The sequence below is a fragment of the Thermus caldilimi genome (genome assembly GCF_004684245.1).
Classification (GTDB): Bacteria; Deinococcota; Deinococci; order Deinococcales; family Thermaceae; genus Thermus; species Thermus caldilimi.
The window spans coordinates 500,736-527,673 of record NZ_CP038452.1 but is presented as its reverse complement, the minus strand read 5'-3'; the positions used below and the strand labels follow the sequence as shown (position 1 = coordinate 527,673).

General features: G+C 61.4%; 25 protein-coding genes and 1 pseudogene. 15 read left to right on the top strand and 11 right to left on the bottom strand.

Annotated features, from left to right (window positions below; translation table 11 throughout):
• Nucleotides 1-30: 30 nt before the first annotated feature.
• On the bottom strand, nt 31-1,077 hold the full coding sequence (locus tag EBI04_RS02600; protein WP_135255914.1) for a glycoside hydrolase family 130 protein: 1,047 nt from the start codon (nt 1,075-1,077) through the stop codon (nt 31-33).
• Between the two features lie 73 nt (nt 1,078-1,150).
• On the opposite strand from EBI04_RS02600, the gene EBI04_RS02595 reads away from it, so the two are divergent.
• The 5 genes and pseudogenes from EBI04_RS02595 to EBI04_RS02575 all read left to right on the top strand — a co-directional run bounded on the left by EBI04_RS02595 (nt 1,151) and on the right by EBI04_RS02575 (nt 7,712).
• Nucleotides 1,151-2,128, top strand: a complete 978-nt coding sequence (locus tag EBI04_RS02595; RefSeq protein WP_135255913.1) for a LacI family DNA-binding transcriptional regulator — start codon at nt 1,151-1,153, stop codon at nt 2,126-2,128.
• Nucleotides 2,129-2,196: 68 nt separating this feature from the next.
• On the top strand, nt 2,197-3,429 hold the full coding sequence (locus EBI04_RS02590; protein WP_135255912.1) for an extracellular solute-binding protein: 1,233 nt from the start codon (nt 2,197-2,199) through the stop codon (nt 3,427-3,429).
• 44 nt (nt 3,430-3,473) lie between these two features.
• Nucleotides 3,474-4,576, top strand: a pseudogene (locus EBI04_RS02585) (carbohydrate ABC transporter permease).
• Entirely contained in the window at nt 4,576-5,928 is a 1,353-nt protein-coding gene (locus tag EBI04_RS02580; RefSeq protein WP_135255911.1) for a carbohydrate ABC transporter permease, read from the top strand. Before EBI04_RS02585 ends, EBI04_RS02580 begins: the two are co-directional and overlap by 1 nt.
• A gap of 2 nt (nt 5,929-5,930) precedes the next feature.
• Nucleotides 5,931-7,712 (top strand): glycogen debranching N-terminal domain-containing protein, encoded by a 1,782-nt coding sequence (locus tag EBI04_RS02575; protein WP_135255910.1) that lies wholly within the window; start codon nt 5,931-5,933, stop codon nt 7,710-7,712.
• A gap of 68 nt (nt 7,713-7,780) precedes the next feature.
• Here EBI04_RS02575 and EBI04_RS02570 read toward each other — a convergent pair whose 3' ends face one another.
• The 6 genes from EBI04_RS02570 to EBI04_RS02545 all read right to left on the bottom strand — a co-directional run bounded on the left by EBI04_RS02570 (nt 7,781) and on the right by EBI04_RS02545 (nt 14,264).
• Nucleotides 7,781-9,370 carry a gamma-glutamyltransferase family protein gene (locus EBI04_RS02570; protein WP_135255909.1) on the bottom strand — a complete coding sequence of 530 codons (1,590 nt, stop codon included), beginning with the start codon at nt 9,368-9,370 and terminating at the stop codon, nt 7,781-7,783.
• A 620-nt stretch (nt 9,371-9,990) separates the two neighbouring features.
• Complete coding sequence (locus EBI04_RS02565; protein ID WP_015717098.1) at nt 9,991-10,836, bottom strand: ABC transporter permease; 846 nt, start codon at nt 10,834-10,836, stop codon at nt 9,991-9,993.
• Between the two features lie 3 nt (nt 10,837-10,839).
• Nucleotides 10,840-11,784, bottom strand: a complete 945-nt coding sequence (locus EBI04_RS02560; RefSeq protein ID WP_135255908.1) for an ABC transporter permease — start codon at nt 11,782-11,784, stop codon at nt 10,840-10,842.
• Nucleotides 11,781-13,220, bottom strand: a complete 1,440-nt coding sequence (locus EBI04_RS02555) for an ABC transporter substrate-binding protein (RefSeq protein ID WP_240695350.1) — start codon at nt 13,218-13,220, stop codon at nt 11,781-11,783. The genes EBI04_RS02560 and EBI04_RS02555 overlap by 4 nt, the downstream gene beginning before the upstream one ends.
• A 23-nt stretch (nt 13,221-13,243) precedes the next feature.
• Nucleotides 13,244-13,960 (bottom strand): FadR/GntR family transcriptional regulator, encoded by a 717-nt coding sequence (locus tag EBI04_RS02550; protein ID WP_135255906.1) that lies wholly within the window; start codon nt 13,958-13,960, stop codon nt 13,244-13,246.
• A 34-nt stretch (nt 13,961-13,994) separates the two neighbouring features.
• Nucleotides 13,995-14,264, bottom strand: a complete 270-nt coding sequence (locus EBI04_RS02545) for a hypothetical protein (RefSeq protein ID WP_135255905.1) — start codon at nt 14,262-14,264, stop codon at nt 13,995-13,997.
• Between the two features lie 526 nt (nt 14,265-14,790).
• Here EBI04_RS02545 and EBI04_RS02540 point away from each other — a divergent pair.
• Nucleotides 14,791-16,347 (top strand): acetamidase/formamidase family protein, encoded by a 1,557-nt coding sequence (locus EBI04_RS02540; protein ID WP_135255904.1) that lies wholly within the window; start codon nt 14,791-14,793, stop codon nt 16,345-16,347.
• Between the two features lie 603 nt (nt 16,348-16,950).
• On the opposite strand, the gene EBI04_RS02535 is transcribed toward EBI04_RS02540, so the two are convergent.
• The gene (locus EBI04_RS02535; RefSeq protein ID WP_240695349.1) at nt 16,951-17,193 is read right to left on the bottom strand and encodes a histidine phosphatase family protein; all 243 of its coding nucleotides are present in this window, start codon (nt 17,191-17,193) and stop codon (nt 16,951-16,953) included.
• Between the two features lie 36 nt (nt 17,194-17,229).
• Between EBI04_RS02535 and EBI04_RS13125 the strand changes: the two genes are divergently transcribed.
• Nucleotides 17,230-17,379 carry a hypothetical protein gene (locus EBI04_RS13125; protein ID WP_167481861.1) on the top strand — a complete coding sequence of 50 codons (150 nt, stop codon included), beginning with the start codon at nt 17,230-17,232 and terminating at the stop codon, nt 17,377-17,379.
• Between the two features lie 204 nt (nt 17,380-17,583).
• On the top strand, nt 17,584-17,961 hold the full coding sequence (locus tag EBI04_RS02530; RefSeq protein ID WP_240695348.1) for an AAA family ATPase: 378 nt from the start codon (nt 17,584-17,586) through the stop codon (nt 17,959-17,961).
• A 244-nt stretch (nt 17,962-18,205) separates the two neighbouring features.
• Here EBI04_RS02530 and fbp read toward each other — a convergent pair whose 3' ends face one another.
• Nucleotides 18,206-19,297 carry a fructose-1,6-bisphosphate aldolase/phosphatase gene (gene fbp, locus EBI04_RS02525; RefSeq protein WP_135255903.1) on the bottom strand — a complete coding sequence of 364 codons (1,092 nt, stop codon included), beginning with the start codon at nt 19,295-19,297 and terminating at the stop codon, nt 18,206-18,208.
• 164 nt (nt 19,298-19,461) lie between these two features.
• On the opposite strand from fbp, the gene pfmR reads away from it, so the two are divergent.
• The 5 genes from pfmR to EBI04_RS02500 all read left to right on the top strand — a co-directional run bounded on the left by pfmR (nt 19,462) and on the right by EBI04_RS02500 (nt 24,205).
• Nucleotides 19,462-20,037 (top strand): TetR/AcrR family transcriptional regulator, encoded by a 576-nt coding sequence (pfmR, locus tag EBI04_RS02520; protein WP_135255902.1) that lies wholly within the window; start codon nt 19,462-19,464, stop codon nt 20,035-20,037.
• The gene (locus EBI04_RS02515; protein WP_135255901.1) at nt 20,024-21,166 is read left to right on the top strand and encodes an acyl-CoA dehydrogenase family protein; all 1,143 of its coding nucleotides are present in this window, start codon (nt 20,024-20,026) and stop codon (nt 21,164-21,166) included. Before pfmR ends, EBI04_RS02515 begins: the two co-directional genes overlap by 14 nt.
• Nucleotides 21,167-21,179: 13 nt before the next feature.
• A complete protein-coding gene (locus EBI04_RS02510) occupies nt 21,180-21,629 on the top strand; it encodes a MaoC family dehydratase (protein ID WP_028492817.1) in 450 nt (149 codons plus the stop codon).
• A gap of 194 nt (nt 21,630-21,823) precedes the next feature.
• Entirely contained in the window at nt 21,824-23,437 is a 1,614-nt protein-coding gene (locus EBI04_RS02505; protein ID WP_135255900.1) for a long-chain fatty acid--CoA ligase, read from the top strand.
• Nucleotides 23,438-23,446: 9 nt separating this feature from the next.
• The gene (locus EBI04_RS02500; RefSeq protein ID WP_135255899.1) at nt 23,447-24,205 is read left to right on the top strand and encodes an SDR family oxidoreductase; all 759 of its coding nucleotides are present in this window, start codon (nt 23,447-23,449) and stop codon (nt 24,203-24,205) included.
• A gap of 1 nt (nt 24,206) precedes the next feature.
• On the opposite strand, the gene thiD is transcribed toward EBI04_RS02500, so the two are convergent.
• Complete coding sequence (gene thiD / locus EBI04_RS02495) at nt 24,207-24,983, bottom strand: bifunctional hydroxymethylpyrimidine kinase/phosphomethylpyrimidine kinase (RefSeq protein WP_135255898.1); 777 nt, start codon at nt 24,981-24,983, stop codon at nt 24,207-24,209.
• Nucleotides 24,984-25,008: 25 nt separating this feature from the next.
• Between thiD and EBI04_RS02490 the strand changes: the two genes are divergently transcribed.
• Nucleotides 25,009-25,230, top strand: a complete 222-nt coding sequence (locus EBI04_RS02490; RefSeq protein WP_135255897.1) for a hypothetical protein — start codon at nt 25,009-25,011, stop codon at nt 25,228-25,230.
• Nucleotides 25,223-25,609, top strand: a complete 387-nt coding sequence (locus EBI04_RS02485) for a type II toxin-antitoxin system death-on-curing family toxin (RefSeq protein WP_135255896.1) — start codon at nt 25,223-25,225, stop codon at nt 25,607-25,609. Before EBI04_RS02490 ends, EBI04_RS02485 begins: the two co-directional genes overlap by 8 nt.
• On the opposite strand, the gene thiC is transcribed toward EBI04_RS02485, so the two are convergent.
• Nucleotides 25,606-26,937, bottom strand: coding sequence for a phosphomethylpyrimidine synthase ThiC (gene thiC / locus EBI04_RS02480; RefSeq protein ID WP_135255895.1), 1,332 nt, complete (start codon nt 26,935-26,937; stop codon nt 25,606-25,608). The two genes, EBI04_RS02485 and thiC, sit on opposite strands and share 4 nt — an antisense overlap.
• Between the last annotated feature and the right edge of the window lies 1 nt (nt 26,938).

Genomic DNA, 26,938 nt, shown 5'->3' with positions numbered 1-26,938 from the left:
CTCGATCCCAGACTTTTGTGGTACGGTCCATTACAGGGGCTTGAGCCGCCCGAGCACCTCCTGCCAAGGGGCGGTAAAAACGCCCACGGCGTAGTCCCCCACACCTCCCACGAAAACCAATTCGTCCTCGTGCAGGAAGAGGCCGTTGCCGTACAAGGTAAATGGCCGGTCCCCGTACGTTTCCACGAGACCCTGAGGGGCCAAAAGGTAGGAGGACAGAGCGAGAAGTTCACCGTCGCCGGAAAGCAATGCGAAACCATGACGATAGGACAAGTCCCGGCGGAGGATGCCGTGATAGGCCACCAAATAGGTTCCATCCCCCAAGGGGTAGGCATTGGTAGACCACCCCACCTTAAACTCAAAGGACTCTGGGGCCAGGATAGGTTCCAACTGGTCGATGGAGAGGTTGTTCCAATCCAGCCGCCCCCGCCAACCCAGGTCTGGAACTCCGGCAAGGCTGGGCCTTAGAAGAACGGCATTCCCCTGGAGTAACGTGGCCCCCTTAGCTGGCAGAAGGAGGCTCTTTCCTTCCGGGCCTATTCGCACCAATCCTTTGCGCCGGAGCTTGAGGTCCGGATCGAACTCGGCCAGGGCCAAGGCTGGGAAAAAGACATCCTTGTGGTCGGTGAGGCGGGCTTCACCCACCTTGCCCACGCCGGTATAGAAGAGGAGGAAGCCTGCGCCACAGGTGTGGGCTCGGGGATCCTCGCATCCCCTCGAGGCCTCCCAGACTTCAGTCGGGTAAAGGACGATCTCCACCGGCAAAGGGTCAGGCAGCTGACCGGTGAGCAGGTCTTCCAGGGGAAGGGCCACGTACCCCACGCTGGAGGCGTAGCTGTAGTAATCGAAGATCAGACGTACAAAAAGGTGTACTACTCCGTCCCTGTACACTACCCCGGGGTTAAATACCGCCAGGGGTTTTCCCCTCAAGTGGTTCACCACCTCCACCCGTTCCGGGGAAAGGTAAAAGCGCCGGGCAAACACGTCCTCCGTTTTCTCAACCCGGAAGCCTTGCCTTTGGGCCAAGAACGTTTCCGCCTTGGCCCTCAAGGTTTCCTCCAGCTCGGATATTCCCATGTCCCTATCCTAGCGGGGCAACCTTGGCTTGACGCGGGCCGGGTCCTGGGTTAAGCTGTAGAAAACGTTTACGATGGAAACCAAAAAGAAGCTGACGATAAAAGAGATCGCTAGGTTCGCAAACGTTTCCGTGGGTACCGTAAGCCGAGTCCTCAACGGCCGGCCTGGGGTTAGCCCGGAAACCCGGGCCCGGGTGTTAGAGGTGGTTCGTACCCAGGGTTTCGTTCCCAATGCCGCTGCCAGGGAACTGGTGGGGCAATCCACGGCCGTTGGCCTCCTTCTGGCCCCAGGAGTGCGGCGCTATACACCCTACTTTACCCTCCTGCTGGAAGCCCTCTCCGAGGAGGTGTGGCGCCTGGGTTTGCGGGTGACGGAGGTTGCCACGGATGCCCGCGGCCTACCTTTAGAGAAGACTAGGGCGTACCTCTTACTGGGTGCTCATGACCACGACCCCCGCATCGAGACCCTGCGGAGGAACAACGTACCCTTTGTGCTCATCGGCTGTTATCCCGGAACCTTCTGGGTAGCCCCAGACGATGAGGAGGGGGGCTATAAGGCCACCCGACACCTGTTAGAACTGGGTCACCGGGACATTGCTCTTCTCACGGGGCACTTACATCACCAGGCGGGAAGGGAGCGGCTTCTTGGGTATAAGAGGGCCCTTCTGGAAGCGGGGCTAACTTGGCGCCCGGAGCTGGTTCTGGACGGCAACTTTGATGCCCTCCATGCCTACCGGGTGGTGAGGCGGGCATGGGAAGGGGGCTTGCGCTTCTCGGCTCTTTTTGCCGCCTCCGACGAAATGGCCTTGGGGGCCTGGGCTGCTTTGGAGGATCTGGGCCTTCATGTTCCTGCTGACGTGAGCCTGGTGGGGTACGACGACCTCCCCGAGGTAGGGGAAAGGCTCACCACCATCCACCAGGACATCCCTACCATCGCCCGCGAAGCGGTAAGGCTTCTCCGGGAAGCCCTACAGAGAAAGAGCCCATATGGGAAGCGGGTGCCTGTTCATCTGGTTCCCAGGGGTTCTACGGCGCGAAGGGAGGTGGAATAGGGAAAGGATCTCTCACCCGATCGGCTTCAGGCTATAGGCTTTAGGCAGACTGGTGAAGGAGGAGGAGTATGCTAAGAATTCTGGTTGTCTTTTTAGCCATGCTCGGGCTGGTCTTGGCCCAGACCCAGGTGCGCATCTCTGGCTGGGGCGGTACAGACATCGCTATTGTCAACGGTCTTCTCAAGGAAGTGGTCCAGCCTAAGCTGGACCGGGAAGGGATACGTGTTATCTACCAACCCATCGAAGGCGACTATACGCAGTGGCTTTTCAATGCCCTCTCCGCTGGCACGGCTCCCGACCTCTTCTATGTGGACATCTTCTGGGCGGAAAGCCTTTTTGCCACGGGAAGGGTAGAGCCCCTGGACGCTTACTTTAGTAAACAGGAAGTGGGCGAGTTCCTCCCCAACTTGGTCCAGGCCTTCACGTACCGGGGAAAGCTCTACGGAATCCCCAAGGACTTCAACACCCTGGCCTTGGTCTTCAACAAGGACCTCTTCGACGAGGCCAAGGTCCCCTACCCGAACCAGCAGGATACCTGGGAAACCTTTGAAGCCAAAATCCGTCAGGTGCAGTCGCAGTTGAAGGATGTGGCAGGGATATGCTTGGTGGCGGACTTCGCTCGCTTTGGAGCCTTTGCCTTTGCCACCGGTTGGAAGCCCTTTGACGAGAAAGGACACTCCGTCCTGGACCAGAACTTCCGGCGTGCCTTCGAGTGGTACACCGGCCTCATCCGGCGAGGTGCCGCAAAGTTTGCCCAGGACCTGGGTGAAGGCTGGACCGGGGGATGCTTCGGTAGCGAGAAGGCTGCCACGGCCCTCGAGGGAGCTTGGATCGCAGGATTCCTAAGGGACAAAGCCCCCAACCTGAGGTACGGCACCACCTTCCTGCCCCTGGATCCCGTCACCCGGAAGCGCGGAAACTTCATCTTCACTGTTTCCTGGAGCCTTAACGCGGCCAGCGCCAACAAGGCCGCGGCGGTTAAGGTTTTAAAGGCTCTCACCTCCCCTGAGGCCCAGCAGTGGGTGCTGGAACGTGGTCTCGCCATCCCCAGCCGCCGAGCCTTGGCCAACAATCCCTACTTCCAACGCCCCACCAAGGAGTCGGAACTGAACCGGGTGGTCTTCCAGGGTTCTACTGCGCAAGGAGGGAATGTTTACCCCTTCAGCTTCCGGGGGTTCGGCGGTGACTGGATGAGGCCCATCAACGAGGCGATCCAGGCGGTGATCAGCGGGCAAAAGAGCGTGGATCAAGCCATAAGGGACGCCCAGACCGCATTGGATCGCCTTACGGGCAGAAGGTGATCGTCAAGGGGGGCGGCTAAGCCGCCCCCCTTAAGGGAACCCCTATGCGTTTCAAGGCGCGGACCCTCGAGGGCTTTTACGCCCTTCTCCTCATTTTCCCTTTTGTTTTTACGTTGACGGTCTTCTTCCTCTACGCCTTTCTACGCACTTTATTTTTAGCTTCTCCGACTACGACCTATTCAACCCACCCCAGTGGGTGGGCCTGAGGAACTATCTACGCCTATTTCAAGATCCCCTTTTCCTGACTGCCCTAAAGCATACCCTGGCTTACAGCGTAATCGTCACCAGCCTTCAAACGGCCCTGGCCCTTCTTCTGGCCGTATCCCTGAATCGACCTTTGAGAGGTGTTACTTTTTTCCGAACCGTTTATTACCTTCCTTCTGTGGTGTCCACCGCTGCAGCAAGCCTTCTCCTCCTTTGGCTATTCCAGCGGACCGGCGTGGTGAACCAGGGGCTGTCCCTGATGCTCAGCTACCTGCCCCACCTCCTAATCGGGGCGGGGCTCTTCGTCCTTTTGCAGGGCCTGCGGGTGTTCTGGCGAAGGCAACAGGGTTTCCCCACCCCCTTCTGGGACCCAGGTCTGGCCCTAGCTTCCCTTGCCTTGGCCCTCCTCGGGATGTACGCCCTGGGGCACTTGGGTTGGCCTCCTACTCGGGAGGTCCAGGTGGACATTCCCTGGTTTACCAGCCGGGCCACCCTCTTAGGTCTCCCCTACCCCCTCTGGGCCATCATTCTCATGAACACCTACACCACCATCCCTACCTTCATGGTCATCTTCCTAGCTGGGCTGAAAGGCATCCCCAGAACCCTTTACGAAGCGGCTGCCCTGGACGGTGCCACTTCTTGGACGATGTTCTGGCGTATCACCTTGCCCCTTCTGAGACCAGTTCTCTTTTTGGTCATCACCCTGGGCCTCATCGGCACCCTGCAGCTCTTTGACCAGGTGCTCTTCGTAGGGGGTGCAGGGGGTGCACCCTTGGAGAGTACCATCACCCTGGCCTACTACGTGTACGGAAACGTCTTCCCCGCCGGGGCCTCGCCCCGGGTAGGCCTGGCCTCGGCTGCCGCCTTGGTCCTGGCGGTGCTTACCCTGGCCATCGTACTTCTTCAACGACGCTTTGGTGTGGGAGAAAGGGGGTGGTCCTAATGGCCCCCTTGCGCATATGGACCAGGCTGGCGTGGGTTTACGGGCTACTGCTGGCCTTTGGAGTATTCTTCATCGGTCCCTTCGTTATGGGCTTCCTGGCCAGCCTCAAGGCCAATCCCCTGGAGTGGCCCTTTACCCTGCGTTTTGCTCAGGTGAATCCTAAAAACTGGACGGCGGCCTGGCAACTCGGTTGGGAGGGCGCAGGAAACCCATGGTTGGGCGGCATGGCCCCGGGCAGGTCGCTCGTGTTCGATGTGGCCTACTTCAGCCCTGGAGGGCAGGAGCCCGAGGTCCTGGCGGTGATTCCTCGCAGAAGGCCGGGAGCCGGCATGGGAGCGGTGTTTGAGACTCCCTATGCTACCGACTATGTGCACCTCGAGGGACCCGAGCTGGTGGAGGTTAGGGCGGCTACCTTGGGGGATCAGGAGGGCACTGTTTTTCGCTATCGGCTGCGCCTGGTTTACCCGGGGAAAGGTCCCTTTCTGGAGCGGGTGCCTCTAGACCTTGAAACGCCTCGCGGAGTGGTCCTGGTGGGCGCAACCCTGGATCCCACCCGGCTGGAGCGGCGGGGACGGGTGGCCAGTTGGGATAACGTTGCTCCTGGGCTTCTGGGCTATGTCTTTCACAACTACGTGCGGGCCTTCCGGGAAACCCGGAGTCTGGAAACAGGAGAAAGCCTCTTCCTCCGCTGGACGTTGAATTCCTTCCTCCTTGCCTCGGTGAAGGTTCTGACCACCTTGGTGTTCGCCTCGATGGCGGGCTACGCCCTGGCCAGGCTGCGATTTCCCGGCAAGCAGGCTCTCTTTTTGTTCATGCTCTTTTCCATGATGGTGCCGGCACAGGTGACCTTTATTTCCAACTACCTGGTCCTGCGGGACGGGATATTCGGCCTTTCTAAGGTTTTTGGCGTGGATACCCTCCTCAACACCTATACCGGTTTGGTCCTATCCGGATTGGTGGGTGCGGGAGCTGTCTTTATCATGAGGCAGTTCTTCGAGTCCATCCCTCGGGAGGTAGAAGAAGCAGCCCTTATTGATGGGGCCACTCCGGTGCAGATCCTGTTCCGCATTGTGTTGCCCATGTCCACTCCCGCTCTGGGAGCTCTGGCGATCCTGACCTTCCAGGGAGCTTGGAACGAGTTCTTCTGGCCTTTTGTGGTCCTCACCAGCCCCCGGGACATCTACACGTTGCCCTTAGGTCTTCTTTCCTTTCGCAACGCCTACGGTCAAGTGGGAGACTGGGGGCTGATCCTGGCAGGGGGGTTCTTCTCCATGATCCCGGTCCTGGTGCTTTTCATGTTCTTCCAGCGCTATTTTGTGGAAGGGCCCAGCCTGGGTGCCCTAAGGGAGTAGCCATGGTGCCTCTTAAGGAGGACGACACCTACCTGGTTTTGAACGAGAGGGGTTTTGCTGAAGAGGAGGCGGAGGGATTCTACCGGCACGACACCCGCTTCCTTTCCCGTTACCGGCTTCTATTGCCGCGAGGTCTAGTGCTCTTGGAAAGCCGTTCTCCAAGACCCGATTACCTGGTTCAGGACTGGGCCCGCTTTCGTGGCGCAGAAGGGGAGCTCTACCTGCGCCGCCTCCTCCGGGTTCACCGGGGGAAGGTGGAGGAGCGGTTAAGCTTCCTAAACCTTTCCCCTGAGCCTGAGGAAGTGCGAGTGGAGGTGCAGGCCCAAGGTGAGTTCTCCGACCTCTTTCAAGCCCGGGGATGGCATCCCAAGGTGGAAAACGGGGTGGGTTTTCTCTACCGAGCCGCAGATGGAGTGGAGCAGCGGGTGGTGTTTGTTCCTGAGGCACCGGAGGGGGGTTTTCGTCTCTACCTACCCCCCAAGGGAGTTGGGGAGGTGGGTTGGGAGGTACGGTTGGAAAGTCCCCTCGAGGCTCCGGGCTCCCTACCCGGGTACGAGGAGTTCCTCGAGGCCTTTCCTCAAGGAGAGGGTTCTTGGGAAGGTGCTTTGCGCCAGGCCCTCTTGGACCTCAGAGCCCTTCTCCTTTCCACCCCCCAGGGGCCTGTGCCTGCTGCCGGAATTCCCTGGTTTGTAGCCCCCTTCGGTCGGGACAGCCTCATCACTGCCTTTATGATCCTCCCCTGGGGAAAGAGAGTGGCCCAGGGGGTTCTCCGCTACCTGGCCGCAAGGCAGGGGGCAGTTTTTGACCCCTGGCGGGAGGAGGAGCCAGGAAAGATCCTGCACGAGGTGCGGGTTGGAGAGCTTTCTCGCACTCACCGGGTGCCTTTTTTCCGGTACTACGGCACGGTGGACGCTACACCCCTCTTCCTCATCCTTCTGGGCCGGTACCTGGATTTGGTAGGAGACCTGGCCCTGATTCAGGAGCTTCGGCCACAGTGGGAGGCTGCCCTAGCCTGGCTGGATCAGGCGGATCTGGATGGGGATGGGCTTTTGGAGTTTCAGCCAAGCGGCACGGGCCTGGCCGTCCAGGCCTGGAAAGATTCCCACGATTCCATGAGCCACCGGGACGGCCGCTTGGCTGAAACTCCCTTGGCGGTGAGTGAGGTGCAGGGATACGCCTACGCTGCCTACCTGGAAGGAGCAAAGCTCTACCAGGTTCTAGGGGAAAAGGATAGAGCCAAGAGTTTACTGGAGCACGCAGGAAGGCTCTTCCGCCTCATCCAGGAAAAGTTTTGGCTTCCCGAGCTTTCCACCTACGCCCTGGCCTTAGACCGCTATAAAGAGCCCCTTAAGGTCAAGGCTTCCAACGCTGGCCATCTCCTCTGGGCCGGAGCTGTTCCTAGGGAGGTCCTGCCCGAACTGCTGGAAACGTTGTTTTCCGAGGAATTATGGTCAGGTTGGGGGATACGTACCTTGGGTGCCCGGGAGGTGCGTTATAACCCCCTTTCCTACCACAACGGTTCAGTATGGCCCCATGACACGGCGCTTTTGGCGGGGGGATTGTTTCGATATGGTTTCCAGGAAGAGGGCCAGAGGGTGGCCAATGCGCTCTTGGACCTGGCCCTCTCCCAACCCGACATGCGCCTGCCCGAGCTGGTTGGGGGGTTTCCCAGAGAAGGAGGCTTGCCTCCGGTTCCCTATCCCGTAGCTTGCAGGCCCCAGGCATGGGATGCGGCAGCGGTGGTGTACTTGTATGCCTTAGGGAAGGGCTGGCGTGAGTGGTAGTAGCGTTTGTGCATGGTATTTGTGTTAATATTCACGATGAAACTCCCTTGTGCTCAATCTCTCCCCAATTACCACACCAAAGCCAACCCCTCCGCCCGGGGATCCGATCCCGCCACCAGCACCTCTCCCTGACGCAGGATCACCTGGCCCCGGCCAAAGTATCCGGGCTCCATCCCGTATTCCACCCGGTGACCCAGGTCCCGCAGGAGCAAGGCGGTGGCCTGCGGGATTCCCGGCTCCAGCACCACCCGGTCCTCCCCTCCCCTACCCGGCACCACCTGCCACCGCGGCCGGTCCAGCGCCGCCTGGGGGTTCAGGTCAAAGTTCGTCAGGCCCACCACCACCTGCAGGTGTCCCTGGGGTTGCATATAGCCCCCCATGACCCCAAAGGGGCCCAGGGCCCTGCCCTCCCGGGTGAGAAATCCCGGGATGATGGTGTGATAGGGCCGTTTACCCGGTCCCACCCGGTTGGGGTGGCCCTCCTCCAGGGAAAAGCCCAGGCCCCGGTTTTGCAGGGCGATCCCCGTCCCGGGAACCAGGATCCCCGAGCCGAAGCCCTGGTAGTTGGACTGGATGAGGGAGACCATGAGTTCCCCGTCCGCCGCCGCCAGGTAGACGGTTCCCCCGGGTCTCACCCCGGGCAGGGCCTGGGGCAGGGCTCGTTCCCCGATGAGGCTTCGGCGGGAGGCCACGTATTCGGGGGAGAGCAGGGCCTGGGGGGGCTTCTCCAGGTAGCGGGGGTCGGCCACGTAGTGGAAGGCGTCCGCCAGGGCCAGGCGCATGGCCTCGATCTGTAAGTGGTAGCTGAAGGGGTCTTCCGGTCGGAGTTCGAAGCCCTCCAGGATGGCCAGGGCCAGCAGGGTGGCGATTCCCTGTCCGTTGGGGGGCAGTTCGTGGACCGTGAGGCCCCGGTACTCCAGGGAGAGGGGGTTCACCCATTCCGCCTCGTGGGTCTTGAGGTCTTCCAGGGTAAGGAGGCCTCCCGTGGCCTCGCTGAACCCCGCCATGGCCTCCGCCAGGTTTCCCCGGTAGAAGCTCTCCCCGTAGGTTTCAGCGATCTCCCTTAGGGTCTTGGCGTGCCCAGGGCTTCGCCACACCTCCCCGGCCCGGGGGGCTCTTCCCTGGGGGAAGAAGGTCTCCTGGAAGGGCTGGAATTCCGGGCCCTTCAGGGGCAGGTAGATCCCCTCCGCCCTGCGCCAGGCCCGGGCCGTCTCCGGTCCCACCGGGAAGCCCTCCTCCGCGTAGCGGATGGCGGGGGCAAGGACCTCGGGGAACGGGAGCCTGCCGAAGCGTTCGTGCAAAGCGCGCCACCCCGAGACCGCTCCGGGCACCGTCACCGGGAGCCAGCCCCTTTCCGGCATTCCCCCCTCGGGAATCCGCTCGGGAGTCAGGCTTAAGGGGCTCTTTCCGGAAGCGTTCAGCCCGTGGAGCGTGCCGTCCCATACCATGGCAAACAGGTCGCCCCCGATCCCGTTGCTGGTGGGCTCCACCACCGTGAGGGTGGCCGCCATGGCGATGGCCGCATCCACCGCGTTTCCCCCTTTGAGCAGCATCTCCATCCCCGCCAACGCCGCCAGGGGTTGGCTGGTGGCCACCGCACCCCGGCGGCCAAGAACCACGTGCCGGCGGGAAGGGTAGGGGTAGTAGGTGAGGTCCATCACCGTGCACCCCCCCTACCGCCGCGGGTGGACCCAACCCGTATGGGCGCATCCGCCACCCCATCCACCTTGGGGTCCATAGCCGCTCCCCAAAGCCTGCAAGTCAACTCCTGAAACTGATGGTGTTTCCTAAGCAACCGCCCTATCATGTATCGCCTCCTCGTGGCCAGCTGAAGGTCTTGACCCATGAGCGGGGTGGCAAAGAAAGCTATCCAGCCCACGACCTCCTCCATCGGATTGGGGTTCCAAGGGCAGGGCCTGACGGCCCATTGCCCCCCATACGCTCCAACCAGGTGGCCCCCATCCCGCCCTCCTCTTGAAGGATCCGAGGGGTCCTTGTGGCCAGCAGGGCGCCGCCCCCAGATCGAGGATCTCCGTATGCTCTCCCCTTCCCATAGGGAAACCTCCGAATAGCGCACAGGAAAATCCTCTGCCCGCAGGCCAGGCCCCCGGATCCTCACCGCCCCTCTCCACCGATCCCATCACGGTCCTCACCGCACCAAATGTACCCTGGTACGGAGGAAACCTGGGCGTCGACCACCTCCACCCCGTTACCCAGGCCCACCCCGGCCTCAAGGAGGCGGTGGGGCCTGCGGTATCGGGTCCTGGATTCCCTTACCTTACGCAAGCTTCCTCTCCGTCCGTGGGTCAAGGGCATCCCTCAGGGCATCGCCCAGCAGGTTGAACGACAGCACCACCAAAAAGATGGCCAAACCGGGAAAGACCGCCAGCCAGGGTGCGCTGTCCAAATAGCCGCGAGCGGCGTTTAGCATCGAGCCCCAGGCCGGCGTGGGAGGCTGAACCCCCAGGCCAAGAAAAGACAAGGTCGCCTCCGCCAAAATGGCGTTCGCTGTGGCCAGGCTTCCCTGCACGATCAACGGGCCCCACAGGTTGGGCAGAATATGCCGAAAGAGGATCCGGGAATGGGGTGCCCCTATGGCCTCTGCCGCGGTCACATAATCCTTTCCCACCTCCGCCAGAACCTGGCCCCGCACCAGCCGGGCTACCGCCGGGGAAGTTACCACGGTAATGGCCAGGATGCTGTTGGAAAGACCCGGCCCCAGGATCGCCGCCAGGGTGATGGCGAGCACCAGAAAGGGGAAGGCCAGGAGCGCATCCACCAACCGCATGAGCACGGAGTCCAACCACCCCCGGAAGTAACCCGCCGCCAACCCCCAAAGACCGCCCACCAGGAGGGCGAGCGCTACTGAGGCTACCCCTACGGTCAGGGACACCCTGCCCCCGTACAGGACCCTGGCCAACACGTCCCTTCCTAGCTCGTCCGTACCAAAGGGGTGGGTAAGGGAAGGCGGGCGCAGGAGGCTGTTGAAGTCGGTGGTTACGGGGGAGTGAGCGCTGAGCCAGGGAGCACCCAGGGAGCCCAGGACAAAGAGCCCCAAGACCAACCCACCCAGTGCCCCGGTGGGATGCCCAAGGAGGCGGCGCCATACCCTACGCGCAACCATGGGTCACCGATACCTGATCCGGGGATCGATCAGGGCATAAAGGACGTCCACCGCGGTATTGACCACGAATACGGCCAGGGCGGATGTCAACACCACTCCCTGCAAAACGGTGAAGTCGCGGGTAAACACGGCGTCCACCACCAAACGTCCAAAGCCCGGTATGGAGAAGATCTGCTCTGTGACCACAGCGCCTCCCAAAAGCCCCCCAAGTTGTAGACCCAGGACCGTCACGATGGGAATGGCTGCGTTGCGGAGCCCATGCTTCAGCACGATGGCCGCGGATGAAACCCCTTTCGCCTTCGCCGTCCGGATGTAGTCCTGAGAAAGCACCTCCAGTAAGCTGTTACGGGTAAACCTCGCGATCGCTCCAGCCAACGCCGTGCCCAATGTGAAGGCCGGCAAGACCATTAGCAGTAAATTGCGCTTAGGGTCGGTCCACAGCTCCACGTATCCCGAGGGCGGCACCCAGCCCAAGCGCAGGCTAAAAAGGTAAATAAGCATGATGCCGAGGAAAAAGTTGGGAACGGAAACGCCCATTAGGGAGGTCGACGTCACCAGGCCGTCGAGCCACGTCCCCCTGCGAACGGCCGCTACCACTCCGCTAGGCAGGCCGATGGCCAGTGCCACCAGCATGGCCAGGGTGGCGAGCTCTATGGTCGTGGGAAGCTTCTCGAGAATCAGCCTCGCCACGGGAGTTCCATCCTTGATGGACCGGCCCAGGTCGCCCTGAAACAGGTTCCACAGCCAGCCGGCATACTGGACGAGGAGAGGTCGATCCAGACCCAGGCTTCTCCGCACCTCCTCCGCCACCTTGGGGTCGGGCTCTTCCCCGAGCAGGAGGCGGACGGGATCGCCAGGAAGTATCCGCGTCAGGAAGAACACCACCACCGACACCAGGAACAGGGTGGGCAAAGCTTCCACAAGGCGGCGGAGGAGGTAGGGGATCACTTCAGCTCCGCTCCTACAAACCGAAGAATCCCATCGGGGATCAGGGGAAGACCGCTGAGCCGCTTGGAGGCCCCGATCAGAACCTGGGGGTGATAGACGTAGACGTAGGGAACATCCTCGTGGATGATCCTGAGGGCCTCCGAGTACAGGCTTCTCCGCACCTCCATGACCCGCGTGGCCCGGGCCCGGTTAAGCAGGGCGTCCACCTTGGGGTTACAGTAACCCGCATTGTTCAAGGGGCCGCCGCAGCGCATGAAATCGTAGATATTCCCGTCCGGATCCGGTCGGCCGCTCCAGCCCAGGAGGGCTGCCTCGTAGTCCTTTTTATCTGTCCGGTCCAGCAGGGTGCCGAACTCCACCTGTTGGATCTGAATGCGAATCCCCGCCTCGGCGGCCATGGCCTGGTAAACCTGGGCCAGCTGGGTCAGGACAGGGCCCGGCGTGGTCAGCAGGGTGAAGGAGAAGCCGCTGGCAAAGCCCGTCTCCTGAAGCTTTTTCCGCGCGAGGTTGATGTCCCGCTTGGGGATCGGGATACTGGGATCGTAGGCCGGGGAGCCAGGAGGAAAGGGCCCGTTGGCCGGGGTGGCCGTGCCCAGGAAGACCACCCGGTCGATGGTCTCGCGGTCGACGGTGGCCGCAAAGGCTTGCCGGAGAGCCTTGTTGTTGAAGGGGGGCCGGGTCACGTTGAGCCAGACGCCCTGGAACCCCAGGCTCGGGAAGGCGAAGAGGTTTAAGTTCGCATCGCCGCGAACCCGCGCCAGATCCTTGGGGGCCACGGGAGTAATCACCGTGACCGCACCCGAAAGCAGGTTGGCCAACCGGACATCGTCGTCAGGGAAAGGCCTGTAGATCAGCTCATCGATCTTCGGGTAGCCCCGCTTCCAGTAGCCCTCGTTTCTCTGGAGAACAATGCGGTCCTGGCGCTTCCGCTCAACAAACCGGAAGGGTCCGGTGCCCACGGGATTGTTGGCCAGGTCCTGGCCGTACCGCTTCGCGGCAGCCGGACTGACCATCATCCCGGCCCGGTCGGTCAAGACGTACAGGAATGGCGAGAAGGCGTCCTTCAGGACGACGCGAACCGTGTACTTGTCGACGACCTGCACCTCCTTTACCGGGGCAAGTTCCCCTTTCCGACGCGAACCCTCGGCGGTAAGCGCGCGGTCAAGGTTGAACTTAACCGCTTCCGCATCGAAGTCCGTGCCATCGTGGAACTTGACCCCCTGGCGGAGCTTGAAGGTGTATACCGTGCCGTTGTTCCCCACCGACCAGCTGGTGGCCAGCATGGGCACGATCTTCAGATCCTGGTCGATGTCGAGGAGCTTGTCGTAGATCTGGTTCAGCACCTGACGGTCCACCAAGGCCGAGGAAAACACGGGATCGAGGTTAGGGGGATCCGCATCCAGGCCCACGGTCACCGTCGTTTTCGCGGTAGCCAAACTTAACAGCGCCACCGCCGCCACTAGCCATGCCCTTCCCATCCTTCATCACCTCCCCGTGGCACGCCAGCTCCCAGAGCCGACGCTTCCACCTCCTTCAGGTGTTGCCTCATCGCCTGGCGGGCCCCATCTGCATCCCCTGAAAGGATGGCCTTTAGCACCCGCCTGTGGCCCTCCAGGCTACGGATCGGGTCGAATGTGGCCTTGATCGCGCGCAGACGGGTTTCCCTGAGCCCCGCATTCAGCGCGGAAACCATCTCCTGAAGAACGCCGTTTCCGGAGGCCACGGCGATGAGTCGGTGAAATTCCAAATCCAGGGCCAGGAAGCCGTGAACGTCCTGGAGGGACGCCTCCTGTTCCGTAAGGATCTCCGCCAGGCGGTCCAGCACATCCTTATCCGCCCGCTTCGCGGCCAGGGCCGCCGCCTCCGGCTCGACGATATAGCGGAATTCGAAGAGGTCGGTAAGGCTCAGGCCTTCCAGGCGGCTGGCCAGCAGGTGCCCTACCGCGGTGGTCGAGGACCTAACCCTTGCGCCACTGCTTGGGTGGATCTCGATAACCCCTCGTGCCTCCAGCAAACGCAGGGCCTCCCGTATGGAAACCCTGCTGACCTTAAACCGGTCGGCAAGAACCCGCTCCGGGGGCAGGTACGCACCCGGCACCCAAACCCCCTCCTGGATAAGGGTTTCAAGCTCATGGGCAATGAGGTTGGCTAAGCGGGTGCGTCTCATGCGGGTCATTGGTCTTATGGTTAGACCACTGTTGACACATAAGCTAACCACTTCCAGAGGACTTGTCAACCACCCCGAAACCAGTAAATGCCACACCTACCACTCCATCGACCCTCAGCGCTCTCTGAGCCATTCCATGGGTTAAGCTTTCCTTGCTGGCCAACAGGGCCCCTCTTAATGCAACCTTATGAGTAGCCGCAATGCCCAGGACCGTTCCGAAATGTTCATTCGGGTTTCCCTCTCTGGGACATCCCCACGTCGGGACCTCTAGCCCCTCCTGCCAGATATTCAGCCCTCCAGCGTCGCTCCCCATACCCTACCTCCAGAAGCCCCTAGGGCTCGACTTCCGCCGAATATCATAAACTTGCATGTGCGTAGCGTCAACTCGATTCTCGACAATTAGGATCCAGTTAGGGCTCACTATGTTCTGTATATCGCATCTTTTTCACTTTCTGTTTCTGCAGTATAGGCTCTATGTTCTCCTCTTGATTAATGCTCCTGCTATTCTCGTTTTTCCGGCGCAGAACCATCCAACACAGTCACAACTTCTCGGAGGCTTCCTTAAGCGCTCATCTGCCCCGAAGGCCGTGCGTTCACAACGAAGCCACAGGTAAATGGGAGGGTCGCCAGGCTGGCTAGATTCGCATTTTGTAGATATAGTATTGTTCGTTTGGCCAATACTATAGTGGCAGGCAGTCCCTTTATAGCGCCCAGAAGTGAGCGCTGTGATGTCTTCTGTGTGCACCCGCCATCCGTCCGCTTGACATTGCGTGGCCTTATATTTATACTTCCGGGCCAAGGGTGGGCCCACCCTGGTGTAGCACAGGAGGAGGTGAACCATGATGAAACGCCTCGGGAAGTCAAGGGTGCTGATCGCCTTCATAGGACTTGCCATCACCTTGCATTCATATGCTCAAAAACAGGGGGTCAAGGTGTTGCAACCTGGAGTCGCAATACCACCAGCGGTCCAATATCTCCCCTCCTCGCCAGATACAGTCCGCTGGGGCTACTTGCCAAACAAGGACGCAAAGCCCGTAATGACCGTAAAGTCGGGCACCGAAATTATCATCGACACCGTGTCTCACGAGGGGATCCTCGAAGATCAAGGTCGTGACCCTGTACGGTTCTTTGGCAAGTATGGTATACGCCCCGAAGATGTCCTGGAGGACGCTAAAGCCATTGCTCGCTCCGTGCCCCATGACTTCGACAAGGACGGACCGCATGTTGTGACAGGTCCCATCGCCATCGATGGCGCACAGCCTGGAGATGTGTTGAAAGTTGAGGTGCTGGAACTAACACCACGCGTGCCGTATGGCGTGATCTCGAATCGCCACGGTAAGGGTGCGCTACCTGGTGAATTGCCAGCTAACCAAGGACGGCAACCCGAAGCGAGTCCGTCGAGGCCTCACTTGTACTACAACGTGTCCATTTTCACCCCCATCCGCCAGATCAAGGGTACATGGTACGGCATCCTATATGCTCAGAACGGTGACGAGATCCGCTTCCCGCTCCGACCATTTCTAGGCATTATGGGGGTAGCACCCAACACCAGCGAGCGCGTTAACTCGATACCACCAGCAGAGTATGGTGGAAACATGGATGTAAAGTACGTAGGAGTGGGAGCCACCGTTTACTTGCCTGTCTTCGTACAGGGTGCGCTCTTCTACGTGGGCGATCCCCACTTTGTTCAGGGAAACGGGGAGGTGGCCCTCACGGCCCTCGAGGGATCGTTGCGTGCCCGCTTACGACTCAGCCTGCTCCGTAAGGGAGATGCACAAATTCCTGGGGGGAAGGGAACGCTCGTGCAACCCTTCATTGACCTACCAGATGCATGGGTACCCATCGGACTCGATCCTGACCTTGATGAAGCGATGAAAAAGGCTACCCGCGAGGCCATCGCCTTTGTGGAGAGCCTGGGTTTGGATAGGGCTACGGCCTATGCTTACCTCAGCGTGGCGGGGGATTTCGAGGTTTCGCAGGTGGTGGACCGTACCAAAGGCATTCATGCACTCATCTCTAAAGCACACTTCAGCAACCTGGGGGGTCCTGCGCTGGGGCTCACTGTGAATGGACGCACCCTACCCCAGTCCCCAAAGATCGTGGCAGGCCACATCATGGTCCCGCTGCAACCGGTGGCTGAAGCTCTGGGTGCAAGGGTGATGTGGGACAGCTCCACGTCCGCATATAGGGTTCTACTCGTTAACCGAGGAGAGCTCCACGTCTTCCCGCGTTCACGCGAAGCCCAATGGAACGGAACCAGGATAGGCATGGATTGGGAAGCCGAATTCCTCGAAGAAGGGAATCTATTCGTACCTGCGGCATTGTTTGCGGAAATCCTCGGAGTCCAAGTGAGCTGGGACATCGATAGGCGCGTCATCCATATGCGCTTACCTTAGCTGGCGTCGTGCACCGACCGTAGGCTAGTACCGCTGCAGAGCAAGTCTTTTCTGGCCAACGTTTCATAAGGCAAAGATTCAGGTAAGGGAAGGTGGGTTCCAGGGACGCGTTCAACGGGTACAAGCTGGGCTTAGGCCACCCACCCTTTTACCACCAGTCCGGATTTGAGGTCTCCAACCCTGGAACCCCCTTTCCTGTCGGCGTTTCCCTCTTGACTTCCTGAAAAGTGGGCCCACAGTTCTCTTCGTCTTATCGAAGAGACCACTCAAAACCTCCTCCCCGGTCATGTCAAGATTTATGTGTAAGCGTTTGTGTTTGGGGAGCATAACGCTGCTCCAGCCTCCGCTTCAACTCTATCTGCTTTGGGGCCCCAACCCCAAATGAACCGCCACCCCAGCAAAACCCTTCAACCTCCGCCCAGCCCACTTCCATTCTGCTCCTTCCGCTGCACAGAGGACGGTAAGCTTTAAGGGATCTTGAAGAAGGTATTCTGGTATTTTGGCTTCAAAGACACTCTTCCAATAAATCCTCGCTATGCATCCTCACTCGAAGCTCGGGTTTGGACAACATAGCCAGGTCTCGCCGGTGGAGAACACCCTCGGCTACGCCCGGTACATCTCCCACAGCATTTCCATCGTGGACAGGCGGCTTTCCGGCAAGAGGTCGTAGGCCACGATGTTGTGGGCCCTGAGCAAGGTCTTTTCGCCCACGTCCAGCACGGAAAGGCCGCAGGGATGCACCTCCAGGGCCAGCAAGCGCCTCTCCCCGGTGAGGGCGTAGGAGAGCAGCGCCCGGATGACCCCGCCATGCACCACCATGAGAAGGGTGTCCCAGGAACGGCTCAAAAGCCGCCCGTAAGCGAAAAGTGGAAGCGGGAGGGTATGCGCGTGCTCCTAGCCAAGCAGAATCTCCGCTTCACGGGCCGGGTAGCGGACCGAGGCTACGTTTTCGAAATCGGGAAGGTGCGGGTGGAAGGAAGCATGCAGGAGTTGATGCACAAGGACGAGGTGATGGCCCTGCTCTCCTTGTGAACCCCGATCCCTCGGCTGGGTGGAGCGCCCTGGTCGGAGTTTGGGCTTCAGCGTGCCCCTTACCTTCCCTCGAGGTCAAGTGGGTTCCCTTTGTTATTCCGCTTGTGAATGACGATCATTCGGACCTGGAAATGCCTTGCGTACCCCGTACGGCCGCGTCCCTTCTGGAAAGGCTCATGCGGGTCTTCCCTAGTGGTGGCGGTCATGGAAGGCCGGCATGTAGGCAAAACCACCCTGGTGCGCAACCTGCCCAGCCTGAGCCAGCACCTCTACCTCACCCTGGGCCACCTGGACCTTCCCCTCCAGGCGGAAGCTGACCCGCGCGCCCTCCTGAGCAGGGAGGACAAGCTCATCCTGGACGAGGTACAGCGGGTACCTGAACTCCTCCTGGCCATCAAGCGCTCAGTGGATGAGGCCCGCATTCCGGGACACTTCGTGCTCACGGGCTCCGCCCACCTCCTCCTCCACGCCCACCTGGCGGAAACCCTGGCGGGCAGGGCCGCCCATCTTGTCCTCTGGCCCATGACCTGGCGGGAGCATCAGGGCCTGGGAAAAGAAGCCGTGCTCCTTTATAAGTCCTGAGAAGAAGCGGCTTAAAGGCTTGGGCCGCTATCATGGCCGAGTAGGCCGGGGGAAGGGCCCTGAAAAGCCTTCCGTTCGTTCTGGGCTTGAATCCCTGCGGGCATAACCTCGCCCGGCTTGTGCGCAACTTACCCGGGGAGTGGAGGAAGAGGCTCTCGCCCTTCTCTATTTAGCCCAGGCCTTGGAAAAGTTCTACACCCCCACCTGAAGCGCCAAGCCTTAAGCCCAGGGGCCCCTCGAGGCTCTAGGAGAACTCCCGTTCAAGCTCCTTCAGCCGCTCGGCAATGCCCGTGTATTCGAGCTCCTCCATGGGCAGCATGGCCGGGCCGTAAAATCCCTGACGGCGCATTTCCTGAGCTTTTTCCACCACCTTGGCCCGCACCGCATCCCAGACCGGATCCGCAAAGAGATCCACAGGCTCAGAGAACCGGCCCTCCTTGAGGGAGAAGGCCAGCCCGCACACCATGGGTACGCAGAAGAACGTGGAGGCAGGGGTATTGGCCTTTACCGGCATCAGGGGCAGGTGGTGGCTTCCCCGGGTATCCCCGGCCACGAAGGGCGCCAGGGCAAAGGGTGGACCGAACTCCTCCGTTGCGGGGAAGATCTTCTGGGTGCGGATGATGGCCACGGGATCGTCCTTACCCACGTAGCGCCCGGCGATGTTCCGCAAGCGCGTGGTGCTCACCACCGCAGCAATTTCCCCGTAGCGCCTGGACCAGATGGACTCTATCCCGAAGCGGTGGGAGTCCCTAAGTAAGGCGGCTATGTCATAAAGCCTTTCGGGAGCATCCAAAACGATGTAGCTATCCCTCTCCGTCTGGGCTAGGTCCATGATGCGAAAGCGGAAACCGGGGCGCAGCTCCGAGGAAAGCAGGAGACCAGAGGAGTACATGGGGTCGGCGAAAACCAGGTATAGGGGCAGGTTGAAGGCCCCGGGCTCGGTCTTATCGGCGGCCAGCACCATGAAGGGCTCGGCGGGGCGCTCCTCGAATTCCATCTCCGCCACCTGGGGCCCCAGGCCGTGGAGGTTACCGGAGAAGGCATCCTTCAAAAGATCCTGCCCGGCCCCGTAAAGACCCTCCTCCTTGGCCACCTGGGTACCTTCCCGGAAGGCTTTCCAGGCCAGCTCGTGGACGGATGCGTTTCGAATGCCGTGGGTATGCGAGAGGAGGAGGACGATGTCGTCCCCGATATGGAATACGTGGGCGTCCAAGAGCAGGCGGCCCACCTCCTCCCGTACCACCTCCTCCACCTTGGCCAGCACCCTGCGGCTGGGTAAGGTGTGGCCTCCGACGGAACCGATGTCGGCCTTGAGGACGCTAAGGGTGATTTTCATAAGCTCCTCCTTCGTGTTCCATACTTCCACACTTATGGCGGGTTTGGCAACACCCTATCGGCCAGATAACGCCAAGGCGCTTGGAAACGTGGAAGAGGGCACCAAGCCACTTGACTATCCTCTTCTCCAGGGGTAGAGTGTACTTACCGACCGGTCGGTGAGATATGGGAACCGCCACACGCGACCGCATCCTGGAAGAAGCCGCCCGGCTTTTCACGGAAAGAGGCTACGAGGCGACCAGCGTCCAAGATCTGGCCGAGGCACTGGGCCTCTCCAAGGCGGCACTCTACCACCACTTCCGGAGCAAGGAGGAGGTTCTCTACGAGATCAGCCTTCAGGCCCTGGAGGGCCTTCGTCGCCAAGGAGAAAGAGCCCTATCCGAACCCGACCCCAAGGTAGCCCTTCTGCGCTTCATGGAAGGCCATGCCCGCTTCTTTGAAGAGAATCGGCCCTTTTTCGTGGCCATGCTTCAAGGGTTGCAAAGCCTCTCTCCCGAGAAGCGAGCTGTTACCATCGCCCTGCGCGACCGGTACGAGGGCATGCTCCGAAGCATCCTGGAGCGGGGCATGGCACTGGGGGTATTCCGCCCTCTGGATGTGGGCCTCACAGCCCGGGCCATCCTCTCCCTCCTCAACTGGATGATCCGCTGGTTCCGCCCGGGCGGGCCCTTGCGGGCGGAGGAGGTGGCCAGGTTCTACTTTGATCTCATCCTAAAGGGGTTAGAACATGGAGATTCCTGAACACAAGGAGATCCGGCAGCTGGCCAGGCGCTTTCTGGAAGAAGCAGGTCCTGCTCTGGCGGAGTACGAGGCCCAGGAAGTCTTTCCCTGGCCCCTGGTGAAGCGAATGGGGGAGCTGGGTTTTCTGGGGGTGTTCGTGCCCGAGGAGCTGGGAGGAGCTGGCCTGGACTTTTGGGCCTACATCGCCCTTCTGGAGGAGCTTGGGGGATACGCTTCCTTGCGCTCCATTCTTTCCGTGCAGCAAAGCCTGGTCCTCACCCCTCTCCTCACCTACGGCACCCCCGAGCAGAAGAAGCGCTACATCCCCCACCTGGCCCGGGGGGAAATCCTAGGGGCCTACGGCCTTACCGAGCCTGAGGCGGGCTCGGATGCAGGAAGCCTCCGCACCCGGGCTTACCGGGATGGCGATCACTATGTGCTGGAAGGACAGAAGACCTTCATCTCCCACGCCAACGTGGCCCAGGTGTTCCTCATCTTCGCCAAAACCGATCCAGAGAAAGGCAGCAGGGGCATAACTGCCTTCCTGGTGGAACGGGAGGACGGGGTACGCACCACGCCGTTAAAGGGAAAACTGGGGCTTAGGGCTGCGGACACGGGCATGGTCTTCCTGGAGGGGGTGCGCATACCCAAGGACAGGGTTTTGGGAGAGGAAGGACAGGGCTTCAAAATCGCCCTTTCCACCCTGGATACCGGCCGGGTTTCCCTGGCGGCGGGAGCGGTGGGGCTCATGCAACGGGCCTTGGACCTTTCCCTCCGCTACGCCAAGGAAAGGCACCAGTTCGGAAGGCCCATCGCCAGCTTTCAGCTGGTCCAGGCGCATCTGGCCCAGATGAAGCTGGACCTCGAGGCCAGCCGCCTCCTCACCTACCAGGCGGTGGCCAAGAAGCTTAAAGGGGAGCGGTATACCCTCGAGGCCAGCATGGCCAAGCTCTTTGCTTCCGAAGCTGCCAACCGCGTGGCCTACCGGGCTATCCAGGTCCACGGGGGCTACGGCTTCTTCGAGGAGTACGAGGTGGCCCGGCTTTATCGGGACGCCCGCATCCTCACCCTTTACGAGGGAACCAGCGAGGTGCAGACCCTGGTGATCGGGGCCCACCTCACCGGGATCAAAGCTTTTGGAGAAGGCTAGGGAGGTGATTAGGATGCCCATGTACTTTGAGGACTTCCAGGTAGGCCAGCGCTTTACCACCCCGGCCCGCACGGTAACCGAGGCGGACGTGGTGAACTTTGCCGGAGTTTCCGGGGACTACAACCCCATCCACACCGACGCCGAGTTTGCCAAGAACACCCCCTTCGGCCAGCGCATCGCCCATGGGCTTCTGGTCCTTTCCATGCTCACCGGCCTTCGGCAGCGGAGCGGGCACTTTGAGGGCACCATTATCGCCTGGATGGAGATCCGCAACTACAAGTTCCTGAAACCCGTATTTATAGGGGACACCGTGAGGGGGGAAAGCGAGATCCTGGAGAAACATGAAACCAGTAAACCCGACCGGGGTGTGGTGGTGCAGCGGGTACGGGTCCTGAACCAGCGGGACGAGGTAGTTCAAGAAGGAGAATTCGTCACCTTGGTCCGCAGGAAACCCCAGGAATAGCGCATGCAAAGCCCCCTTGCCCGGTGGTTCCAAGCCGAGATCCAGCCCAAGCGCCAGGGAAGGGCTACCGGTGTGGGCGGTTCCCTTGTTAATCGAAGGAGAGTTTGGAGGAGGGGTGTTGCACGGGAGGTTCTACTGGGTGACGTGAACGCCCTGCTGGGGATATGCTGGGGGCAAATAGGAAAGGAGGCGGCATGTTCCCGAGCACCATGATGGAGGAGGAACTCAATCTGTGGGACTTCCTGGAACGGGCGGCAGAGCTTTTTCCCAGGAAGGAAGTGGTATCCCGGCTCCATACAGGGGAGGTCCACCGCATCTCCTACGCCGAGGTTTACCGGCGGGCTAGAAGGCTCATGGGGGGCCTGAGGCGGCTCGGGGTGGAGGTGGGGGACCGGGTGGCCACCTTGGGCTTCAACCACTTCCGCCACCTGGAAACCTACTTCGCCGTGCCGGGAATGGGGGCCGTCCTCCACACCGCAAACCCCCGGCTTTCCCCCAAGGAGATCGCCTACATCCTGAACCATGCGGAGGACAAGGTCCTTCTGTTTGATCCCCAGCTCCTTCCCTTGGTGGAGACCCTGCGCCCGGAGCTTTCCACCGTGCGCCACTTCGTGGTGATGGACGAGAAGGCGCCAGAGGGATACTTGGCCTACGAGGAGGTGTTGGGCGAGGAGGCGGACCCCATCCGGGTACCCGAACGGGCCGCCTGCGGCATGGCCTACACCACGGGGACCACCGGTCTTCCCAAGGGAGTGGTCTACAGCCACCGGGCCTTGGTCCTCCACACCCTGGCGGCGAGCCTCGAGGATGGCACCGCCCTCTCGGAAAAGGACTCGGTCCTCCCAGTGGTACCCATGTTCCACGTGAACGCCTGGTGTCTACCCTATGCCGCCACCCTGGTGGGAGCCAAACAGGTCCTGCCAGGACCCAAGCTAGATCCCGCCTCCTTGGTGGAACTCTTTGACGGAGAAGGAGTGACTTTTACCGCCGGAGTGCCCACGGTGTGGCTGGCCTTGGCCGATTACCTGGAGAGCACGGGACACCGCCTCAAGACCCTGCGGCGCCTGGTAGTGGGGGGAAGCGCCGCTCCGAGAAGCCTAGTGGAGCGTTTTGAGCGCATGGGCATAGAGGTACGGCAGGGCTACGGCCTCACGGAAACTTCTCCGGTGGTGGTGCAGAACTTCGTGAAAAGCCACCTGGAAGGCCTCCCCTGGGAGGAAAGGATCCGCCTCAAGGCCAAGACCGGCCTCCCCACTCCTCTTGTGCGCCTTCGGGTGGCGGACGAGGAAGGCCGCCCGGTGCCCAAGGATGGCAGAACCATGGGGGAGGTCCAGCTCAAGGGACCCTGGATCACCGGAGGGTACTACCGGAACGAGGAGGCTAGCCGTAACGCCCTAACCCCCGACGGATGGTTCCGAACCGGAGACATCGCCGTGTGGGATGAGGAGGGCTACTTGGACATTAAAGATCGGCTCAAGGACCTCATCAAGTCGGGCGGGGAGTGGATCTCCAGCGTGGATCTGGAAAACACCCTCATGGGACATCCCAAGGTGAAGGAGGCGGCGGTGGTGGCCATTCCCCACCCCAGGTGGCAGGAAAGGCCCTTAGCCGTGGTGGTGCCCAGGGGAGAGAAACCCAGCGAGGAGGAGCTTCGGGAACATCTCTTAAAGGCTGGTTTTGCCAAGTGGCAACTTCCCGATGCCTTCGTCTTCGTGGAGGAAATCCCCCGCACCAGCGCAGGGAAGTTCCTAAAGCGTGCCCTCAGGGAACAGTATAAGGACCTGTTCCACGATTCCTCAGAGGGATAAGGGGGGACTATGTTCCTGGAGCAGTTCCGCCTGAACGGCAAAGTAGCCCTGGTGACGGGGGGATCCCGGGGGCTTGGCCTCGAGGCGGCCCTAGCCCTCAAGGAGGCCGGGGCCAAGGTGGCGGTTCTCGCCCGGAGGGCCAGCTTCTTTGAGGAAGCCAAAAAGCACCTTGGGGAAGCCCTTTACCTGGAAGGGGATGTGCGGGACGAGGAGCGGCTTCTCGAGGTGGTGGACCTGGTGGAGCGGGAACTTGGGCCCCTCACCATCCTGGTGAACGCCGCAGGGATCTCCTGGGGGGCCCCCTCCTGGGAGATGCCCGTGGAAAAGGTGCGGGAGGTCCTCGAGGTCAACCTGGTGGGAGCCTTCCTGGCAAGCCGCGCCGCCGCCCAGCGCATGCGGGAAAGGGGCTACGGCAAGATCATCCACATCGCCTCCGTGGCAGGGCTAAAAGGAGAGTACCCTGAGGTCCTGGACGCCGTGGGCTATTCCGCTTCCAAGGGTGGGCTTATCGCCCTTACCCGGGATCTGGCGGTGAAATGGGGCCGGTTCGGTATTCGGGTGAACGCCTTAGCCCCTGGGTTTTTCCCCACCCGCATGACGGAGAAGGTCCTGCCCAAGGCCGAGGCCTTCCTGAAGGCCACCCTGCCCCTGGGGCGTCCCGGGAAACCCGGGGAGCTGGGAGGAGCGGTGCTTTTCCTGGCAAGCCCCGCCTCCGACTACATCACCGGGGCCATTCTTCCCGTGGACGGCGGGGCTACCGCCCTCTGAACTAGGCGAAGTGGTTCACGGGGCCGTGGCCGTGACCCAAGGAAGGTGCGGTTTCCAAGGCCCGGGTGAGGTAGGCCTTAGCCTCAGCCACGGCTTCCTCCAGGGGCTTTCCCAAAGCCAGGAGGGCAGTGATGGCTGCGGAAAGGGTGCAGCCCGTGCCGTGGGTGTTAAGGGTGGGAATGCGGGGGGCACGGAAAACCTGGATACTTTCCCGAGTAGCTAGAAGGTCCACCGCCTCCTTCCCCTCGAAATGGCCGCCTTTAAGCAGGACCGCCTGGGGGCCGAGGGCCAAAAGTTCCCGGGCCGCCTCCTGGGCTTCCGCCAGGGTCCGGATAGGCCGGGAAAGGAGGGCCTCCGCCTCGAGGCGGTTGGGGGTGACGAGGGTGGCCAGGGGGAAAAGCCTTTCTGTTAGCGCCCGGACCGCTTCGGGGGAAAGGAGGGGATCCCCGCCCTTGGCCACCATCACCGGATCCACCACCAGGGGACGGATCCCATACCGCTTCACCCCCTCGGCCACCGCCTCCACGATGGCCGCGTTGCCCAAAGCCCCTGTCTTGGCAGCATGGATGGGGAGGTCGTCCGCCACGCTTTGGATCTGGGCATAAACCAGGTCAGGAGGTAGGAGTTTTACCCGTTGCACCCCCAGGGTGTTTTGGGCGGTGACCAGGGTAAGGGCGCTTACCCCATAGACCCCGAAGCGGAAAAAAGTCTTGAGATCCGCCTGCACCCCGGCCCCGCCCCCGGAGTCGGAACCGGCGATGGTAAGCGCTACTTGCATGCCTCACCTCGGGCATAATGAGGATATGCGCGCCAAGGTGATGGAGCTGGACGGGCACTTGGCTTTGGTCCTCGAGGGTCATGCCCCCGGGCTAAAGCCGGGCCAGGAGGTGGAGGTGCTGGAGTCGGAAGGAACCTTGCTGGTGGCAGAGCCGGGGACCAGCGTGGAAACCTTGAAGGCCTTGATGGCCTACCTCCAGTCCCTAAAGGAGCGCGAAGCGCTTTACCGGCGCCTGGCCGATGCCTAAGCTTCCCCTCTCCTTGGTCCTGGCCATCCACGAGGACCTCCTTCGCCGCTATGGGGGAAGCCCCGGGGTACTGGATCTGGGCAGGCTTGAGGCTGCCTTGGAACGCCCGTGGGCTGGTTTCGCCGGGCAAGAAAGCTTCCCAACCCCCTGGGAAAAGGCCGCAGCTTACCTTACCGGCATAGCCAAAGGCCATCCTTTTGTGGATGGCAACAAGCGGACGGCCTTCGCCGTGGCCGACATCCACCTGCGGCTTTCCGGTTTCCGGCTTACCCTTAGCGACGAGGAGGCCTTCTCCTTGGTAGAGGAGGTTGCCCAGTGCCATCAGGAGGTGGGGGACGTGGCCGAAGCTTTTCGTCAGCATCTTGACCCCCCGCCCTAGCCCACGGGGTCATGGACGTAGGGTGCACGCTGAAGTTCCATCCGGGCCTTGCCCCGTAAGACCGCCTCCACCAGGTTCATGGGGCAGAAGGGGCCGCACATGCTGCAGGCCTTGGTCCTGGAGCCCCGCTCCTCCTTGAGGCGGCGGGCCTCCTCAGGATAGAGGCAAAGAGCGAACTGGCCTTCCCAGTCCAGGCGGTAGCGGGCCTCGGACATGCGCCGATTCCTCTCCAAAGCCCGCGGGTTCCCCCGGGCCACATCGGCGGCATGAGCAGCGATTTTAAAGGCGATCACCCCTTCCTTCACGTGCTCAGGGGTGGGCAGGCCCAGGTGCTCCGCCGGGGTCAGGTAGCAGAGCATATCCGCCCCCATCCAACCGGCCAAGGCGCCTCCGATGGCCCCGGCGATGTGGTCGAAGCCAGCGGCGGTATCCACGGGAAGCATCCCCAGGATGTAGAAGGGAGCATGGCCCGTGAGCTTCTTCTGGATCTGCACGTTGGTGGCCACCTCGTTCAAAGGAATGTGGCCCGGTCCCTCCACCATAGCCTGCACCCCTGCCCGGCGGGCCCTTTCCACCAACTCCCCGATGGTGAGGAGTTCTGCAATCTGGGCCCGGTCGGTGCTGTCCGCCAGAGACCCTGGCCTGAGGCCGTCACCCAAGGAGAGGGTCATGTCGTAGGTGCGGGCGATGTCCAGGAGGTCGTCAAAGCGGGCGTAAAGGGGGTTCTCCTCTCCCCGGTGGAGCATCCAGGCGGCGAGAAGCCCTCCACCCCGGCTCACAATCCCCGTGGTCCGGGAGGAATTCCGGTAGACCTCCAGGTTCTTCAGGGTAACCCCCACGTGCACGGTGATATAGTCCACCCCCTGCCGCCCGTGTTCCTCTATGACCTCGAAAAGCTCATCCGCGGACATGTCGAAGAAGCTCTTCCTCTTGGCGGCGCGGAACTCCGCCTCATAGATGGGCACGGTGCCCAAAGGAACGGTGGCCACCTCGAGGATTCTTTCCCGGATGGCCTTCAAGTCCCCCCCTGTGGAGAGATCCATGATGGTGTCCGCCCCGTACTGAATGGCCACCCTGGCCTTTTCCACCTCCTCCTCAAGGTTGACGTAGTCGTAGGAAGTACCCAGGTTGGCGTTCACCTTCACGCTGAGCCCTTCCCCGATCCCCTTGAAGTCCCGAAGGGTGCGGTGGTTGGGGTTCCTAGGAATCACGATCCGCCCCGACGCCACCCCTTCCCGCACAAACTCAGGGGAAACCCCCTCCTTCTCCGCCACGTAAGCCATCTCCTCGGTCACGATGCCCTTCCTTGCCGCTTCCATCTGGGTCATA